Source organism: Photobacterium sp. AWH4_225 (assembly GCF_056158405.1).
In genome coordinates this window covers 2,123,225-2,140,127 of sequence record NZ_JBSWTF010000001.1, presented here as the reverse complement: position 1 = coordinate 2,140,127, position 16,903 = coordinate 2,123,225, and the positions used below count along the sequence as shown (strand labels likewise).

Annotated in this window: 16 protein-coding genes; 9 read left to right on the top strand and 7 right to left on the bottom strand. The window is 45.1% G+C overall.

Annotation, left to right across the window (positions count from 1 at the left end):
* Positions 1-12: 12 nt before the first annotated feature.
* The 3 genes from ACXAD4_RS10215 to ACXAD4_RS10205 all read left to right on the top strand — a co-directional run bounded on the left by ACXAD4_RS10215 (position 13) and on the right by ACXAD4_RS10205 (position 1,624).
* A complete protein-coding gene (locus ACXAD4_RS10215; RefSeq protein ID WP_475241108.1) occupies positions 13-519 on the top strand; it encodes a hypothetical protein in 507 nt (168 codons plus the stop codon).
* Between the two features lie 118 nt (positions 520-637).
* Complete coding sequence (locus tag ACXAD4_RS10210) at positions 638-880, top strand: hypothetical protein (protein ID WP_317521655.1); 243 nt, start codon at positions 638-640, stop codon at positions 878-880.
* 81 nt (positions 881-961) lie between these two features.
* Positions 962-1,624: a DedA family protein gene (locus tag ACXAD4_RS10205; RefSeq protein WP_475241106.1), complete on the top strand. Its 663-nt coding sequence runs from the start codon at positions 962-964 to the stop codon at positions 1,622-1,624.
* 116 nt (positions 1,625-1,740) lie between these two features.
* On the opposite strand, the gene phnR is transcribed toward ACXAD4_RS10205, so the two are convergent.
* The 3 genes from phnR to ACXAD4_RS10190 form a co-directional block, all read right to left on the bottom strand.
* Positions 1,741-2,445, bottom strand: a complete 705-nt coding sequence (gene phnR / locus ACXAD4_RS10200; protein ID WP_475241105.1) for a phosphonate utilization transcriptional regulator PhnR — start codon at positions 2,443-2,445, stop codon at positions 1,741-1,743.
* 208 nt (positions 2,446-2,653) lie between these two features.
* Positions 2,654-4,393 carry a putative 2-aminoethylphosphonate ABC transporter permease subunit gene (locus tag ACXAD4_RS10195; protein WP_475242754.1) on the bottom strand — a complete coding sequence of 580 codons (1,740 nt, stop codon included), beginning with the start codon at positions 4,391-4,393 and terminating at the stop codon, positions 2,654-2,656.
* A gap of 38 nt (positions 4,394-4,431) precedes the next feature.
* Positions 4,432-5,505, bottom strand: coding sequence for a putative 2-aminoethylphosphonate ABC transporter ATP-binding protein (locus ACXAD4_RS10190; protein ID WP_475241104.1), 1,074 nt, complete (start codon positions 5,503-5,505; stop codon positions 4,432-4,434).
* A gap of 280 nt (positions 5,506-5,785) precedes the next feature.
* Here ACXAD4_RS10190 and ACXAD4_RS10185 point away from each other — a divergent pair, with 280 nt between their 5' ends.
* Entirely contained in the window at positions 5,786-5,944 is a 159-nt protein-coding gene (locus ACXAD4_RS10185; protein WP_475241103.1) for a hypothetical protein, read from the top strand.
* 121 nt (positions 5,945-6,065) lie between these two features.
* Here ACXAD4_RS10185 and ACXAD4_RS10180 read toward each other — a convergent pair whose 3' ends face one another.
* Positions 6,066-7,079 (bottom strand): putative 2-aminoethylphosphonate ABC transporter substrate-binding protein, encoded by a 1,014-nt coding sequence (locus ACXAD4_RS10180; protein WP_475241101.1) that lies wholly within the window; start codon positions 7,077-7,079, stop codon positions 6,066-6,068.
* 320 nt (positions 7,080-7,399) lie between these two features.
* On the opposite strand from ACXAD4_RS10180, the gene phnW reads away from it, so the two are divergent.
* The 5 genes from phnW (at position 7,400) to ACXAD4_RS10155 (ending at position 13,107) form a co-directional block, all read left to right on the top strand.
* On the top strand, positions 7,400-8,497 hold the full coding sequence (gene phnW / locus ACXAD4_RS10175; protein ID WP_475242753.1) for a 2-aminoethylphosphonate--pyruvate transaminase: 1,098 nt from the start codon (positions 7,400-7,402) through the stop codon (positions 8,495-8,497).
* A gap of 10 nt (positions 8,498-8,507) precedes the next feature.
* Entirely contained in the window at positions 8,508-9,902 is a 1,395-nt protein-coding gene (locus ACXAD4_RS10170) for an aspartate aminotransferase family protein (RefSeq protein WP_475241100.1), read from the top strand.
* Positions 9,903-9,996: 94 nt separating this feature from the next.
* Positions 9,997-10,809, top strand: coding sequence for a phosphonoacetaldehyde hydrolase (gene phnX / locus ACXAD4_RS10165; protein WP_475241099.1), 813 nt, complete (start codon positions 9,997-9,999; stop codon positions 10,807-10,809).
* Positions 10,810-11,118: 309 nt separating this feature from the next.
* Complete coding sequence (glgC, locus tag ACXAD4_RS10160; RefSeq protein ID WP_475241097.1) at positions 11,119-12,336, top strand: glucose-1-phosphate adenylyltransferase; 1,218 nt, start codon at positions 11,119-11,121, stop codon at positions 12,334-12,336.
* 372 nt (positions 12,337-12,708) lie between these two features.
* Positions 12,709-13,107, top strand: coding sequence for a hypothetical protein (locus ACXAD4_RS10155; protein WP_475241096.1), 399 nt, complete (start codon positions 12,709-12,711; stop codon positions 13,105-13,107).
* A 68-nt stretch (positions 13,108-13,175) separates the two neighbouring features.
* On the opposite strand, the gene ACXAD4_RS10150 is transcribed toward ACXAD4_RS10155, so the two are convergent.
* From ACXAD4_RS10150 to ACXAD4_RS10140, 3 genes are all read right to left on the bottom strand, one after another.
* Positions 13,176-14,582, bottom strand: a complete 1,407-nt coding sequence (locus ACXAD4_RS10150) for a basic amino acid/polyamine antiporter (protein WP_475241094.1) — start codon at positions 14,580-14,582, stop codon at positions 13,176-13,178.
* Between the two features lie 226 nt (positions 14,583-14,808).
* Positions 14,809-15,282, bottom strand: coding sequence for a cell division inhibitor SulA (locus tag ACXAD4_RS10145; protein ID WP_475241093.1), 474 nt, complete (start codon positions 15,280-15,282; stop codon positions 14,809-14,811).
* Positions 15,283-15,809: 527 nt separating this feature from the next.
* Entirely contained in the window at positions 15,810-16,796 is a 987-nt protein-coding gene (locus ACXAD4_RS10140; protein ID WP_475241092.1) for an integron integrase, read from the bottom strand.
* Between the last annotated feature and the right edge of the window lie 107 nt (positions 16,797-16,903).

Sequence of the window (16,903 nt, the reverse complement as noted above, 5' to 3'; positions counted from 1 at the left end):
TTGGTAAGTTGTATGTTGATTAGGCGTCTCTACACAATTTGTCTGCTTGTTTTATTGTGGTGTGTAAACACTGCGATAGCGCAGCCTATTGAGCCGTTTAATGACAAGGTGACAAGCCCGTTTGTTGCTACTGATTACTTAGGCCACTCAACCCAGCTAAGCCAGTTAAGCCATTTAAGTGAGCCAATCGGGGCTCCATGGCAGTGGCCTGTTCAAACCACAAATGTGGTAACCATTACCCAGGACGACGATCGCTCTGCCTTTGATGAAGGCCATGAGGCCTACTTCTTTAATGCGCTAAGGCGGATAAAAAGCGTTGATCACTATGCGGGGATGGGCGTCAAACCAGCCTTTTCCCTTGTATTTGAATTTCATCCCCCTTCATATTTATCCGATGCCTTGATGCCTACGGTATTGCCACCCCTGCAATCCCATTGGATTGGGCACATACCTCACAACCATACCCGTCTTTCCGGCTGGAAAGAGGGGAATCTGCTCTATAGTCACCGTTTCGGCTAAGTCGTTAGTTCATATCTACTTTTAGTTATTTGAGTTTATCAGTAGCTGAGCTTCCTTGATCGCTACTGCGTGTTACAGGCTCTTTGAGATAAGAGCTTTAGAAAATAAAGGTATGACAATGGAACGTACTTGGGCTTTTCAGCAGGTAAAAAGTGCATTGTTGAACTGGAGAGTGATTGCCCTGATAGCGATCGCTTCTGTATTGATTTTACACAGTTGGCCGAGTTCACCCTTCAGCCATACATCGGTATTAGTCAATGACTACATCGAAAATACCTTGGCTGAAATGCGGCTCAACCAAGATGGGAATCTAGCCTCCCGAATGCTAGTGGATTTGATCTTTGGAAACGCTCGCCATTAAACCTGCAAGCTTGATTAGGCTTGTTAGTTCATAGGCAGCACTCAGGCCGGGAAAGCCGGTAGTTACATGTTGGAGTAGTATATGCATGAGATGTTATTGGCTATATGGCATCATGATTTTGAAACCCTACAGCAAGTGAGTTCATTGAAATGGTTCTTGTTGTTGCTGACGTTAATCTTGCTATTGGAATCGAGTTTTGTATTTTTGCCGCTGCCCGGCGACGGCTTGGTGCTGTTTGCCGGAGGTATGATTGGGCTTGGTATCTTAGATTTCCCTACGACTGTCGCGGCCCTGTGCTTTGCTGCCTCCTTTGGTGGATTTATGGGCTACTTGCAGGGAAGAGTCTTACACCGGACCCGATTTGTAGATTGGCTAGAGCGTATGCTTCCTGATGATGCGCTGCCTAAAGCAAGACGGTTACTCAATAAATACGGCTTTCTCTCACTGTTCATTTCGCGCTTTGTGCCCTTTGTCAGGGTGCTAACGCCAATGCTGATGGGGATTGCCAAGCTGAGTGCCTGGCGTATGGTGGTGATCAGTGCAATGAGCTCATTGATTTGGTGTTTGATCTTATTGCTGGTAGGCAAGTGGGTAATGCTTAGCCCGATGTTGAGTGAATATCAGCAAATCCTCACCAAAGGCTTGGTGATGCTGAGTTTTACGCTGATGATTTCGGCCATTGGTGGGTTGGTGTATCGTTATGCTAAGGCCAAAGTGGTACCTAAACAGACTTCGAAGGTTTAGTTTTTGTCACTGTAAGACACCTCACTAAAACTCAAAAGCCTGAATATCCGGATAAGCAAGAGCTGCAATATCATCGGTTATTCAGGCTTTTTTGTTTTGATTCTTAACTCAAGAAATTATTTTGATAGTTCGGCAACTGATTCAATACAAATTGCATCGTGACGCCAATATTCCAAATCACAGTCGATCACGTTGTCGTGCTGATCGTAGTTGAGGCGCTCGACCAACATGGCTGGACTGCCTGCGGTTGCCCTCAGGTGCTGCGCAGTTTCACCGAGTAGGGACGTGGTACTGACCCGGTAACGGGTTTTCGAATAGATCACACCGTACTCTTCACGGTACAGGGTGGTTAATGACGAGGTGAAAGACTTTTCCAGTAAGTTTGGAAAATACTTCGGCAAGATGAAGTTGGTAACCACCACAACAGGGCGTTCATCTAGAAAACGCAGGCGATCGACACGGTATACTTCCGATAAAGGCGGTACTTTGAGCAGCGAGGCAGCCCGTCGGCTGGCTGGCATTAGCTTGGCATCGATAAGTTCGGTACGAGCCAATCGGCCTTGCTCCTTAGCCATTTGTGGGAAGTTGGTGGTGTAGGTAGGGTCGTAGCTTAGCGGCGTCGGTGATACAAACCAACCCCGTCGATCTTCTCGGTATAGTTTTCCTTCCGCTTCCAGCAGCGCTAAAGATTCACGCAAGGTAACCCGTGTGGTATTAAATGAATCCGCGAGTTTACGCTCTGCCGGTAATTTGTTGCCTGCAGCAAGAAGGCCTGCATCAATCTGTTCGTTGATGGCTTCCATGATTTTTAAATATTGCACAATTGACCCTATGTAAATGCAAATTCGATTAATCCCTAGTTTTACGTAGCTGGTGTTAGGGTGCTAATCGGATTGACATTATATCCTTTGAACAGGTGTTAGCTGTAGCTGTATCACTAGCAGCTTAACGATAAATCTATAACTGATTGTATAAAAAGAACAAACGGTAATAGACGTTATAATACTTCTATTACCGTTTGGGTAAACCTTAGCGTTTGCGCCAGGCTTGAGTGTAACGCTCGATAATTTGAATCGTACTAACGTGGGTCAGCTTAATCAGTGCTGCGGTGAGCAAAATCATCACGGCCATGGCGGCTGCAGGGCCGGTTTGGCCCGCATCATCCATATTCAGTACCGACACCGATGCTGGCATAGTGTTGGTTGCGTACAGGAAGACAATCGCAGAAGTGGTCGTCATGGCATTGACGAACATGTAGACCGCAATTTCGAGTACCGCTGGTAAGCAAACCGGCAGGGTCACTTTGAAGAACACCTTGTACTGAGGCATCTTGATTGAGGCAGAAATCGCCTCAACTTCAGCAGGTAACTGCTTGAGCGCTGTCAGTGCAGTCATATGGCCGACAGTGTAGTAGTGGATCACGGTGTTGATCACCAAGATAGCCATGGTGCCATATAACACCGACATTGGGTTTGCCTGGTTGTTGAAAAAGAAGATATACCCCAAACCCAACACCATACCCGGTACAGCCATTGGAATGATGGCTATCATTTGCAACAAGTTACGAATAGGGGCGAAGGCACGGCCTTTTTCTACACAGTATGCACCGATGAAAATCACAATGGTACCGAACACCGCGACATAGCTGGCAAGCTTGATAGAGTTGAAGTACGGTGCCCAGCCATAAGTGCTGAATTGGGCAAAGTTATAATTGTTCAGGCTAAGTGTTAGGTTCCAAGGCCAGAAGGTGACCAGCGAGCCGTAGATAGCCATACCGATCACTGCCAAGATACACAACGAAATCAGGCTACAGAACAGGAAACACAGGCCATCACGTAACTTGTTTGGCTCAGGGGTGTATGCAACAGAACGTGAGTCAAACAGCCCTTGTTGTTTCTTCTTCACCCAGCGGTCTACTGTGAATGCAAGGATGGCTGGGACAAGCAGGATCACACTGGTGACCGCACCCATGGAGAAGTTCTGCTGGCCGACAACTTGCTTGAAGATATCGGTCGCCAATACGTTGTAGCTGCCGCCGATGACTTTAGGTACACCAAAGTCACAGACCACCAGGGTGAACACTACAATTAGCGCACTAATTAAGCCGTACTTCGCTGCTGGAAGTGTGACAATGAAAAAGGTCTTGAACGGTGAGGTATTGAGCGCCTTGGCGGCTTCGTAAAGCCGTGCATCGGATGTTTTCAGCGAAGTGGTCAGGATCATCACCGCGTGCGGGAAGGTCCAGAAGATCAAGCCGATCGCAATACCTATTGGGCCGTATATCGAGTTCCCCATCAGCATATCCTTTGCAATACCTTGGTTACCGAACAGGTAGATAAGGCTAATAGCTGGAAGGAGCGATGGCGCCAAAATTGGGGCTGCACCAAGTACGTTGAACAGGCCTTTAAATGGCATGCAGCTGCGGGTGAGGGCATAGGCATAGCCAAATGAGAGGAAGCCAACAAAGAAGGTTACGACCAAGCCAATATTGATAGTGTTCTTCAAAGACTGCCATAGGGCCGGTGACGAGAAATAGTTGGCAAAGTTTTGCAAGCCAACGAACTCTCCTTGGTTGTCCATCACACTTTTTTGCAGCATGGCAAACATCGGACCGAGCACAAAGATCCCCATGATGATCAGTAGCATCAGCAGGATAACACCGAGTGTGATGTTGTCTCGGCTCAGCGAGTTCTTGAAAACAGCTAGGCGCTGCGACAGGCTTGATGGACGTGGTGCTACCGTGCGCTCGTTAGTCGTCACATTCGACATGGCATTCGTATTTGCATTCATCGCGGTTTCCATGCTCTCTATTGCGCTTGAAAGATATGGGTGTGTTTCTTGGACATGTTCACGTAATGGAAGTGACCACGTTCGAGCTGCAGTTCGCGCAACTCGCGGATAGGCACATCAACTTTTAGCATGTTGCCTTGATACGCACCTTGGAGTTTGCACTCGGCACGGACAAAGGTGCCCTGGAATTCCAACTCTTCAATTTGAACAGGGAAGCTAGAATCGCTTTTCTTGCCGATGTCTAAGAAGTGGAGATCTTCTGGGCGCAGCCCCAACTCCACTTGTTGACCACGCTTGAGTTCATCGCAAGGCTTAGGCAGTAATGATTCACCTATGCGGATCTGGTTATCGCTCACTACAGAAGCTGGAATAAAGTTCATGTTGCCGACAAAGTCTGCCACGAAACGAGAAGCTGGGTTTTCGTAAATATCTTGCGGCGTCCCCACTTGTTCGATAACACCATGGTTCATCACCACTATTCTGTCTGCCATCGCCAGGGCTTCGTCCTGATCGTGGGTTACCATAATGGTGGTAATGCCCAGTTGACGTTGCAGGCGGCGGATCTCTTCACGTAGGTGAGATCGCACTTTTGCATCCAAAGCGGACAAAGGTTCATCAAGCAGTAACAAACCTGGTGATAATGATAGGGCGCGGGCTAGGGCAACACGCTGCTGTTGGCCGCCGGATAGCTGATTAGGGTATTTGACGCCGGAGTCCGGCAAGCCGATTACCTTCAGCCAATGGTTGACGGTATCGCTAACGGTTTTGTTGTCTTTTCCTTGGTTGCGTAGGCCAAGGCTGATGTTTTCAGCAACGGTTAGGTTAGGGAACAGGGCATAAGATTGGAACACGATGCCAAAGTCACGCTTTTCCGGGGCAAGGTAAGTCGTTTCTTTATCGCCTTGGGTAATTTTGCCTGAAGACGCCAGATCCAATCCGGCAATGGCACGCAGCAAGGTCGTTTTACCGCAGCCAGATGGGCCTAGGAAGCAAACAAATTCACCTTTTTGAATATCGAGGGAAATGTCGTTTAGCGCAGTAAACTGTCCATATTGCTTGCTGACATTTTCAATCTTCAGATACGTTTCCATGATTCTAACTCACTTTAATTGGTATATACCAAACATAGTTGCAGTCAGTTACAGTTAAATGACATGGACTTTACGAAAAAAAGAAATTACAGGGATAGCAAATTTCTGGAAAAAAAATTCCGCTGGTTCATACTTAACCAATACTGAATATCGCATTCTTTTGCCATGCTAAAAAAGAATTTGATTAGGGTGCCACGTTTTCATCTTGTCAAATCGATATTCTAAATAGGTCTAGACCTTTTATTCTATTCTTGTATTTTTTTGATTGAGGCAAAGCATCATGGAAAGAAAAATGTTGATCCGTAATATTTCTTATATGGAACGTGAGCTGTCGGAAATGAAAAAAGAACTGGCGAAGCTGGATGCTCAAAACGAGCAGCAAGAAGGGCTGGAAAGCCAAGAGGGAATGACATCTCGTCAACCTTACTTCCAGCTTTAATACCTGTTATTTGAATATTGACATATTACATATTTAATAAGGTATAAAACAAAAATAGCGTGACAGCATTACCGTCACGCTTAGCGAATTGTCAATTACTATGAGTTTGTTTTCGCGTTAATTATGAACGTGGCTCAGATTTCGCATCAAACTTGTCAGACCAAGTTTTCAATACATCCTCACGGCTCACTGCCATTTTGCCGAAGTCCATTTCAACCATCGCGTTTTCCACATCTGGATAGTTCTTCACTTCAGCGTTGATAGATGTATGACCGACAACCGGGTAGAACTCGTTGTAAAGCTTGTTCGCTTCTTCAGAGATAGACCAGTCAACAAGACGCTTGGCGGCATCAGATTCAGTGTTTACAAGGCCAACGGCTTCAGCTTCCCAGCCCACGCCACCTTTTGGCATGATGATATCGATAGGCGCGCCTTGAGTCTTCAATGTTGCACCGCGGATAGCCATTGAAATACCGATTGCGACTTCACCCATTCCCGCCTGAACACATGGCTTAGAGCCTGAGTGGGTGTAGTGGGCAATGTTGTTATCCAGCTTTTCCATGTACTGCCAAGCCGCATCGTCGCCCATTGATTGGATCCACGCTGAGACCTGCATGTAACCCGTACCGGAAGAGGCTGGGTTAGGCATTGCAATGTGGCCTTTGTATTCTGGCTTTAGTAAGTCATCCCAGCTTTCTGGCTTGGATAGACCTTTTTGCTCGGCAACAATCTCGTTGAAACAGACGGCATTGAAGAAAGCATCGTTACCGAACCAGGCCTTGTTGTCTTGTGGGTCAACAAGGTTGGTACGGATTTGGTCAAGACCTTCTGGCGTATATGGTTTCAGTACACCTTCTTCTTTAAGTAGTGCCATTGAAGACCCCGCTAGGCCCCATACTACGTCTGCGTGAGGGTTACCTTTTTCTGCCAACAGTTTGGCTGTCATGATTCCAGTTGAGTCACGAACCCAATTAATTTTGATATCTGGGTTAGCTTGCTCAAAACCATTCTTGAATTTAGCCAGCATGTCAGTTTCGAAAGCGGTATATACCGTTAGTTCCTCAGCGGCAAATGCAGAAGAAGCGGTAAGTGCAGCAATTGCAGTAAGAGGGGCAATCATCCAACGGTTTTTCATTTTGTCATCTCCATGAATATTTGGGTCACCAAGCATGAGTATTAATTGGAATGCTTGGTCTGTACCAGAATGTTTCGACACGGAAGATGCTAGGCATGAAATATGACACTTGGATGATTGCGATATTTCAGTTTGCTAACAGTTTTATTGGTTCTTTTTGACAGTGAAAACTCAGAAGTAAATAAAGGAGAGAAGCGAAAATCAACAGAATATGAAGCTTTTGTTAATTCGAAGGAAAGGGGATTTACAGCATTCTGCTAACATCGTTATAGTTTATCGCATCTGGTATAGTCCAATTCGGAAATAAGACAATGGAAAACTTGGATAATCAATATCTGCTACTGACCCCTGGCCCACTATCTACGAGCCGTACTGTTCGTGAAGCTATGCTAAAAGACTGGTGTACTTGGGATGACGAATACAACAAAGACATTGTAGAAGTGATCCGCGCACAGTTAGTGGAACTGGCTACAGACGTTGAAGGTTATACAAGTGTATTGATGCAAGGCAGCGGTACGGCATCGGTGGAAGCAACTATCGGTACTGCTATCCCACAAGACGGCAAGTTGTTGGTGGTCAACAATGGTGCATACGGTGAGCGTATTGGTCAGATTGCACAGTACCTAAACATTGAACACACCATTATTGAGCTTGGTGAAATTGCGAAGCCATCTGCTGAGCAAGTGGCAGATATCTTAGACGCTGATGCAAGTATTACCCATGTGGCAATGGTGCACTGTGAAACCACAACGGGTATGTTGAACCCGGTGGAAGCAGTATGCGATGTGGTTAAGTCACGTAACAAGATCATGATCTTGGATGCCATGTCTAGCTTTGGCGGTATCCCATTGGATATCGGTAAACTGGGGATCGACTTTATGATCAGTTCTGCCAACAAGTGTATCCAAGGTGTGCCTGGTTTTGGCTTTGTTATTGCCAAACAAACTGAGCTAGACAAATGCGAAGGCCGCGCCCGTTCATTGTCTCTGGATCTTTATGATCAATGGCAGTGCATGGAGAAGAACCATGGTAAGTGGCGCTTTACGTCTCCAACCCATACCGTCCGCGCTTTCCACCAGGCAATGCAAGAACTGCAACAAGAAGGTGGTGTAGATGCGCGTTACCAACGCTATGCATCTAACCAACAGATTTTGGTTGCTGGGATGGAAAAGCTGGGCTTCAAATGCTTGCTGGATAAGTCGTTGCACTCTCCAATTATTACGTCTTTCCATTCACCGGAAGCGGGTGAATATGACTTCAGAAAATTCTATAACCTTCTGAAAGAAAAAGGCTTTGTTATCTACCCAGGGAAAGTGTCCAACGCTGATTGTTTCCGTATTGGTAACATTGGTGATGTTCATAATGAAGATATGCATCGTCTGATTGATGCGATCGAAACGTCTATGTACTGGGCATAAGGGTATTGTGATGACTCAGGTAACGGCATCTCAACAACAGGGTTCGGCGCTAACGGATCAGTCACTGCGCAGCGAAGGTGATACCAATATTACCCCAGCCCGTGTCGCTTGGACGAACAGCATTGCTGATCAAAAAACGCAGCAAATGCTGGAGGAAGACAGCAAGGTTTTCTTACACCAGGCGATGTCGACGCCATGTTTGGACGCTTTGGTTGGTGCTAGTGGCATCTATATAGAAGATGCGGCTGGCAAAAAATACATGGATTTCCACGGTAATAATGTTCATCAGCTGGGTTATGGACATCCCCATGTTATCGGCCGTATTCAACAGCAACTCGCAGAGCTGCCTTTTTCGCCGCGCCGTTTTACCAATCAGACTGCGATTAATTGCGCAAAGAAGTTAACAGATATCGCAGGTGGCGATCTGAATCGGGTGCTGTTTGCACCGGGCGGAACCTCTGTCATTGGTATGGCGCTAAAGCTTGCCCGTTATGTGACTGGAAACTACAAGGTAGTGTCTTTGTGGGATTCATTCCACGGTGCGTCCCTTGATGCCATTTCAGTTGGCGGTGAAGCCTGCTTCCGTGAGGGCATGGGACCGTTAATGGCTGGTGTTGAGCGTATTCCGCCTGCGGTGAGCTATCGTGGTGCATTTCCATCGAATGACGGTAGTGATGTTCACTATGCTGATTACCTCGAATATGTGATCGAGAAAGAAGGGGGCATCGGTGCATTTATTGCTGAAGGTATTCGTAACACCGATGTGCAGGTACCAAGTAAAGCGTATTGGAAGCGCATCCGCGAGATCTGCGACAAACATAATGTCATGTTGATCATTGACGATATTCCAAATGGTATGGGGCGTAGTGGAAATTGGTTCACCTACCAAGAGTTTGGTATCGAGCCGGACATCCTTTGTATCGGCAAAGGGCTTGGTGGTGGGGTAGTGCCGATTGCCGCCATGATCACCAAAGATAAATACAACACGGCATCACATGTTTCACTGGGTCACTACACGCATGAAAAATCCCCGATAGGCTGTGCTGCTGCGCTGGCGACGATCGAAGTGATTGAACAGCAAAACTTACTGGCCAAAGTGAAGGTAGATGAAGAGTATATGCGAGATCGCCTAGAAGGCATGAAACAGAAATACCCACTGATTGGTGACGTTCGCGGTGTTGGTTTGCTTTGGGGAGTCGAGTTGGTGACTTGTCGAACTTCAAAAGAGCGCGCATTGAAACAAGCCGAACAAGTCATGTATCGATGTCTTGAATTGGGAATGAGTTTTAAAGTGTCACAGGGTAACGTGTTGCAGCTAAGTCCGCCGTTGATCATAGAGCGAGAAGATCTCGCACGAGCAATGGACATGGTCGAGCAAGCTATCAGTGAAGTTCAAAGCCAGTAGTTAAAAGCAATCAAGCTCTATTAAACCATTATTGATATTTTGCCGGCCGCCAAACGTGCTGCCAGCAGATAAAGAGATTTAAAAGGAAGAGAAAATGACTAAGCAAGTTCAGGCAGTAATTTTTGATTGGGCCGGTACCGTTGTTGATTTTGGCTCGTTCGCGCCAACCACTATTTTTGTTGAAGCATTCCGCCGCGAGTACGATTTTGATATTTCATTGGCTGAAGCACGTGTGCCAATGGGCCTTGGAAAGTGGGATCACATCAAAGCGGTTGGGGAGCTGCCTGAAGTTAGCCAACGCTGGCAGGACAAGTTCGGCCAACCAATGCAAAAAGAAGACATCGATAAGATCTACCAAACTTTCATGCCCCTTCAGATTGCCAAGGTTGGTGAACATGCCGACTTGATCCCGGGAGCAAAAGCGGTCATTGATGATCTTCGTGATGAGGGAGTCAAAATTGGTTCGTGTACCGGTTACCCTCGTGTTGTGCTTGATGCTTTGATCCCTGCAGCAAAAGAAAACGGTTATAGCCCAGATTGTGCTGTGGCAACGGATGATCTTGCTGCTGGTGGTCGTCCTGCACCTTACATGGTACTGCAGAACATGATTGAACTTGCAGTTACTGACGTGAAAGCCTGCATTAAAGTAGATGACTCTGTACCTGGTATTACAGAAGGCCTAAATGCAGGTATGTGGACGGTTGCACTACTGCTGTCGGGTAATGAAGCGGGTTTGACCCTGTCTGAGTTCGAACAAGCTGACGAGGCGACGCTTGCCGGTGCACGTGTAAAAGCGATCGATGCCTTTGCCCATTCTGGTGCACACTACCAGATCGATACTATTGCGGATTTACCGGAAGTGGTTGCTGATATCGAGCGCCGCTTGGCGGCGGGTGAACGCCCTTAAATGTTCTTCAAAGAAAGAATCGACAAGACAAAGCTTTAATAACAATAATGATTTTGATTGAAATGTTCCTAAGTAATGCAAAAGTGCTTGTGGTTACCTAGGGGTATAAGTTGCCCTTTTGGTGCGGTCATACACCAAAAGGGCGTTTTTTGTGCAACAATCTCAATTGGCTCCCCATTTTGGTGCAATATATGGTGCGTAAAATATTGTGGTATTTTTATTGTAATATTTTCAGTGCCTTATGTTTTTTTATTTGTGGCTTACATATTGCTCATTACTCTTAGTCTGACATTGCGCTAGGGGGAGAGTATGAAAAAGGAAGCAATTACCGTTATTTTGGCTGGTGGAGTAGGTTCAAGGCTGTCACCATTAACCGACCACAGAGCCAAGCCTGCTGTACCATTTGGCGGTAAATACCGCATCATTGATTTTACACTGACTAACTGTTTGCATTCCGGTTTACGTAGAGTGCTTGTGCTTACTCAGTATAAGTCTCACTCCCTGCAGAAACATTTACGTGATGGTTGGTCGATCTTCAATCCTGAATTGGGTGAGTATATAACTGCAGTACCACCGCAGATGCGCACTGGTGAAAGTTGGTATCAAGGAACGGCAGATGCGATTTTCCAAAACCTTTACTTGTTGACCCGAAGTGAAGCCAAATATGTTGTCGTGCTTTCCGGTGATCATATCTATCGTATGGATTATGAGCCAATGCTTAAGCAACATGTTGATAATGAAGCTGACTTAACTGTTGCGTGTATGGAAGTGCCTAAAACGGAGGCCAATGCCTTTGGGGTGATGTCGATAGATGAATACCAAAGGGTCTATTCGTTCACCGAAAAACCTGAAAACCCTCAGGCAATTCCAAATAACCCAGATGCTTGCTTGGCTTCTATGGGGATCTATATTTTTTCAATGAAAGCGTTGGAAGAAGCTTTGGAAAAAGATGCGCTTAACTCGGAAAGCAGCCATGACTTCGGAAAGGATATTATCCCAGGATTGATCGATGGAGAGCGGGTGTACGCTTATCAGTTTGGCGGCTCGGCAGGCCGGGTAAGCCAAGATGCTTACTGGCGTGATGTGGGAACCATTGACTCGTTCTATCAGGCAAATATGGACTTGCTGTCATACTACCCTCCTATGGACTTGTATCAAAAAGAGTGGCCAATTCGTACATATGAGCAGCAATTACCGCCAGCGCGTACTGTATCTTCACCGGCTGGTAATGAAGGGATTTTCATCAATTCGATCATCTCTAATGGGGTAGCGATCAAAGGCGGATCAGCACAAAACTCAGTATTGTTCCCCAAAGTGAAAGTTGAGAATGCAGCCGTGGTGATCAACAGTATCGTTTTCGAGGGCGTTGTGATTGGTGAGGGTGCCCATATTGAAAATTGTATTATCGATAAAGACGTTGTGATCCCTCCTGGAACTGAAATAGGCGTCAACTCTAAGCAAGATGCAGAGCGGTTTGTGATTTCACCAAAAGGGGTTGTTGTTATCCCATCAGATTATCAATTTTGAGCTTGTTATTATTGATTGAAATGTAAAAGCCGACATTTAATGTCGGTTTTTGTTTGTTGAAATGTTGCGATTTTGTTTGCTTTGATTTGCGAGGTAAATAATTACTTTTATCAATTACCACTATATGAAAATTTATTATTTATCAAGATAGTGATCACTATGTGCGGAACGTTTTATTGATGTTAATCAATTGTTTTGCGGTTATTTCCACCTTGATTTTTTGCTTGCAAAAAGCAGATCAACGCCATATTTTCAGAAATTAGACATAGCTCATACTTAAGTTAGTCGTATAGTGGTTATTAGCTAACGGTATATTTAGCCAGGTGCACATGAGTTATTAGCAACAGTGGTTATGTTTCTAAAAGGATGAATATGGAAACATCAGTTGAATTCTCAAATCCAGACAATGTTGTTTTTGATTACACAACGTTCTTGTCAGCATCATGCAAACAAAGAGTAACACTTGTCGATGCGCTAAGGGCGCTAATTCCAGCATTTGAAATTACATGGACTTCTTCAATGCCTCATGGAATGACAGACTCAGAGAAGTTGCAGTTGCAGGCACTGAAAGTGCTTTCAACAAACATAAGTGATACGAACAATCTGATTCGTTTACTGAGACTTGCACGGGCAGAGCATATTGACGAGCTTATGATTAAGCTACCTTATGCGCTAGAGGAGCTACAGCTAGTTGAGATAGAAAGCAAAGCAGCGTGCAAGATGATTAAGCTAGATGATGATGGGGAAGTACTTAGGGCACATATGCTCTAAATCTCCAGTTGTTCAAGTTAAAGAACAATTTGTTCAAAAAAAGCCAGCGTAAGCTGGCTTTTGCATATCTAAATCATACCTTTCCAGAGCATTCCGACCGCGATGCAAGCGGCTGCAGTAAGAATGCTGGCGGCTGTCATCTCTTTACCAACAAATGGACGGGTTTGCTGCTCGCGCTTGGCTTTCACATAGAAATACAGACCAGGCACATAGAGCAGAGCTGAGAGCAGCAGATAGTTAAGGCCAGAGGCATACAGTAGCCACAGGCCGTATAAGCTTGCACATAGCCCAACGATAAACAGCGAGCCACGGTCTTTACGTTCAATCGCTAGTTTCAGCGTGTAAGCTCCAACTAGGAAGTAAGGCACAAGAATCATCTCTGATGCGATAGCCAGTAGGGTGTCATAAGTACTACCGGCAAACATGACAAACACAAGGCTAACCTGAATACAGCCATTGGTCAGTAGTAGCGAGTTTACTGGACTACCGGAGTCGTTCTGCTTGGCAAAGCTTTTAGGGAACATGTTATCTCTAGCACCTAGGTAAGGCGCTTCAGAGGCCAGTACTGTCCAGCTGAGGAAGGCTCCACACACTGAAATCAGCAGACCACCGCCGATGATGTATTTACCCCATGGACCAAGGATCTCTGTCAGTACCTTAGCCATAGAAGGGTTCTGGTAGGTTGCAAGTTGCTCTGTACTTACCACACCCATTGAAAGCAAGGTGACAAAAACATAGATAGTTAATGCTGTCAGCAGGCCAAGAATGGTTGCGCGACCGATATCTTTGCGGCTTTTGGCACGGTTAGAAACAACCACTGCGCCTTCGATACCGATGAACACCCACACAGTGATTAACATGGTGCCTTTTACTTGCGACATTAAGTCATGCTGTTCGCCAAAATGCAGACCGGTAAAGTCGAATACAAAGGTATCCCAATGGAAAGCAATGAGGGCAGAGAAGATAAACAGGAAAAGCGGGATCAGCTTGGCGCAGGTGGTGATCAAATTGATCATCGCTGCGGTTTGTACGCCACGTAAAACAAGCGCATGCACTAGCCAAAGCAATACTGATGAGCCGATAAGCGATAGCCAGGTATTACCGTCACCAAAAAGCATCATATCGGGGCTGTCGAAGAGCATCCCCAAAGTACTAAATACGATCACTAGATAGGAGACATTCGCCAACATCGCACTGAGCCAATAGCCCCAGGCGGAGCAGAAGCCGATAAAATCGCCAAAGCCTGCTTGGGCATAGCCAAAGACACCGCTTTCGATTTCAGGCTTGAGTCTAGAAAGGTGTTGGAAGGCAAGGGCAAGGAAAATCATCCCGATACCTGTGATTGTCCAACCGATCATCACTGCTGCGGGGCTGGCAACAGCTGCCATATTCTGAGGAAGGCTGAAGACACCCGCACCTATCATTGAGCCGATGACCAAGGCGGTTAGCGATCCTAATCCCAGTTTCTTATCCATTTTTACATCCGGTTATAACGACTGAATTTTTATAATTTTCAGGCGTATTATGATGGATTTTTCCTGTTTTGCACGACCAAAGTGATGCGTGTCACGCAATTATTAGTTAATTACACCATTCATTGTACTGGATCAAAAAAGCCATCAGGTTTACTGATGGCTTTGTAAGTATAGGAAAGAATTATCTATTGGTTTCAGAGTATAAATTTGTGAGGTTGCTAGAAATTCAGTGGTATGTGATGCGTGTTTTATCGTCACGGTTAATCACAAACGCAAAGCTTGCACCGGTATCTGATGCTTCTCGCATGGCATAACTTGCGAAGTGCTGGATATCACCTGTTGCAATCACTGCACTGCAGTTACCGCTGCGTAGTGCTTTTTCCATCAGCTCCTGATCTGTCTTGCCTTTCTTGTTGGTTAATACCAATACCTTGTTTAAATCGATACCGGCACTTTTTAGCAAGTTTTTATCAATCAGGGCATTTTGGCCAATAAACATGATCCAGCGGCTCTGTTGGCTTGCTTGCTTGAGGATACGTAAGAAATAAGCTAGTTGAGCTTGGCTCTCGTCATTGAATGACACCTCAATCGGACAGCTCACTGTATGAGAAGAGGTAGTGTCCTCGGCTGTAGCGTTAAAAGTTGCTTTGTAGACCTGAGAAGCAGAAACCGTGTTTTGATGTTCAAAGTAAGCAGCCATAATCCATCATCCTCAAACAGTGTTTATTTATACATGCTGTATGTCTATACAGTAGTGTTAATCAGACGCTGTTGCAAGTGTTTTTTATATTAAAAAATGCATATAGTGATGTGATTGGACTGGGTTATTCTGCCAATATGAAATTAATTTGTTGATTTTATTGTATTTGTTGTTGTAATCAAAATGAGTTGAATGTTTTTCCAAAGGAGTAGAATTTGATTGGGCGCACAAAAATACAGCCATAACCAGTACTGTATACAGGTATTAACTACTGTATAAAGCCACTGGATATACAGTAGTTGGTAACAGATAAGAGAGTAATTGTGGAAGCTCAATTAGCAAGTGAGGTAAAAAATGAGTCTAAAGTGCACGATCATTGTCACCGTTCCTTGCTGGGTGTGAAAATGACCGATATTTCTTTGTGATGATGAAACAGGTCAAAAAAATCATATAGATAAACGGGTATCATATCCTTGGAAGTAAAATATCGCATTTGTGGGTTAGGTCCCAAGGGCGGTAGCGTGCCATTAGATCTTACCTAATGGGCTTTTGACGCCGCTGAAATGTGTGCCGACGACATGAGTATAAATTTGTGTTGTTTTTATATCTGCATGGCCGAGTAACTCTTGGATATTCCTTAGGTCTGTACCCGTTTCAAGCAAACGAGTTGCGAAAGAGTGCCTGAATGTATGGCAGTTAGCTTTCTTCAAGATCTTTGCTTTTTTGACCGCAGTAGCAATCTGTAGCTGAACGCTGCGATCAGTTAGGTGGTGGCGCATCATTCTGCTTGAACGTGGATCTTTACTGATATTCTTTGCTGGAAAGAGATACTGCCAGCCTAGCGATTGTGCGTGATTAGGGTATTTAAGCTGTAACGCGTAGGGCATATATACTTCACCAAAACCATTCTTGATATCAAGTTGGTGTTGGGCTGTAACTGATTCTATCTGTTGGTGAAGATCAGTCTGAATATGTGGTGATAATAAGGACTTTCTATCTTTATTCCCTTTACCGTTTCTTATAGTGACACTCAAGCCATCAAAATTTATATCATTAACCCTAAGTCGAAGCGCTTCATTTACACGCAGTCCACTGCCATACATTAATTGTGCAACAAGCCTATATGGATATTGAAGCAAGCTAATGACTTGCATAGCTTCTTCATGGCTAAACACCTCTGGTAATTTTGTTGAGCGCTTCGAACGCTTGAAGTTTAACGAGCTTGTATCTTGGTTGAGCATTTCTCGGCAAAGAAAGACTAATGCGTTCAAAGCTGTCTTTTGGGTGTTTGGTGCAACATTTTTAACTGTTACTAAGTGCTCGAGGAAAGGTTGGATGTCCTTCGCATCTATTTGGCTACGGTGTCGATAAGCTGAGAATAGGATAAAACGCTTGATCCATCCTAGGTAGGCTTTTTCGGTTGAATAAGCCAGCCCCCTGGTACGAATGAAAGTGGTGACCTCGGCTAAAAATGGGCTTTTAATATTTGATAAAGGCTGCGGGATATCTCTCATATCATCACTGTGTTTATATACATGTAATCATGACAGTATGAACACATTTGGCACATGACTAAGAAATTTAGAAGTGAGTTCGCTTATTTGCTGCTGACATCACATTG

Excerpts from the sequence above, each read along its gene's own strand:
- ACXAD4_RS10215 (WP_475241108.1), top strand. The coding sequence starts at position 13 with ATGTTGATTAGGCGTCTCTACACAATTTGTCTGCTTGTTTTATTGTGG.
- ACXAD4_RS10210 (WP_317521655.1), top strand. The coding sequence starts at position 638 with ATGGAACGTACTTGGGCTTTTCAGCAGGTAAAAAGTGCATTGTTGAAC.
- ACXAD4_RS10205 (WP_475241106.1), top strand. The coding sequence starts at position 962 with ATGCATGAGATGTTATTGGCTATATGGCATCATGATTTTGAAACCCTA.
- ACXAD4_RS10195 (WP_475242754.1), bottom strand. The coding sequence starts at position 4,393 with ATGTCGAATGTGACGACTAACGAGCGCACGGTAGCACCACGTCCATCA.
- ACXAD4_RS10190 (WP_475241104.1), bottom strand. The coding sequence starts at position 5,505 with ATGGAAACGTATCTGAAGATTGAAAATGTCAGCAAGCAATATGGACAG.
- ACXAD4_RS10185 (WP_475241103.1), top strand. The coding sequence starts at position 5,786 with ATGGAAAGAAAAATGTTGATCCGTAATATTTCTTATATGGAACGTGAG.
- ACXAD4_RS10180 (WP_475241101.1), bottom strand. The coding sequence starts at position 7,079 with ATGAAAAACCGTTGGATGATTGCCCCTCTTACTGCAATTGCTGCACTT.
- ACXAD4_RS10170 (WP_475241100.1), top strand. The coding sequence starts at position 8,508 with ATGACTCAGGTAACGGCATCTCAACAACAGGGTTCGGCGCTAACGGAT.
- phnX (WP_475241099.1), top strand. The coding sequence starts at position 9,997 with ATGACTAAGCAAGTTCAGGCAGTAATTTTTGATTGGGCCGGTACCGTT.
- glgC (WP_475241097.1), top strand. The coding sequence starts at position 11,119 with ATGAAAAAGGAAGCAATTACCGTTATTTTGGCTGGTGGAGTAGGTTCA.
- ACXAD4_RS10155 (WP_475241096.1), top strand. The coding sequence starts at position 12,709 with ATGGAAACATCAGTTGAATTCTCAAATCCAGACAATGTTGTTTTTGAT.
- ACXAD4_RS10150 (WP_475241094.1), bottom strand. The coding sequence starts at position 14,582 with ATGGATAAGAAACTGGGATTAGGATCGCTAACCGCCTTGGTCATCGGC.
- ACXAD4_RS10145 (WP_475241093.1), bottom strand. The coding sequence starts at position 15,282 with ATGGCTGCTTACTTTGAACATCAAAACACGGTTTCTGCTTCTCAGGTC.
- ACXAD4_RS10140 (WP_475241092.1), bottom strand. The coding sequence starts at position 16,796 with ATGAGAGATATCCCGCAGCCTTTATCAAATATTAAAAGCCCATTTTTA.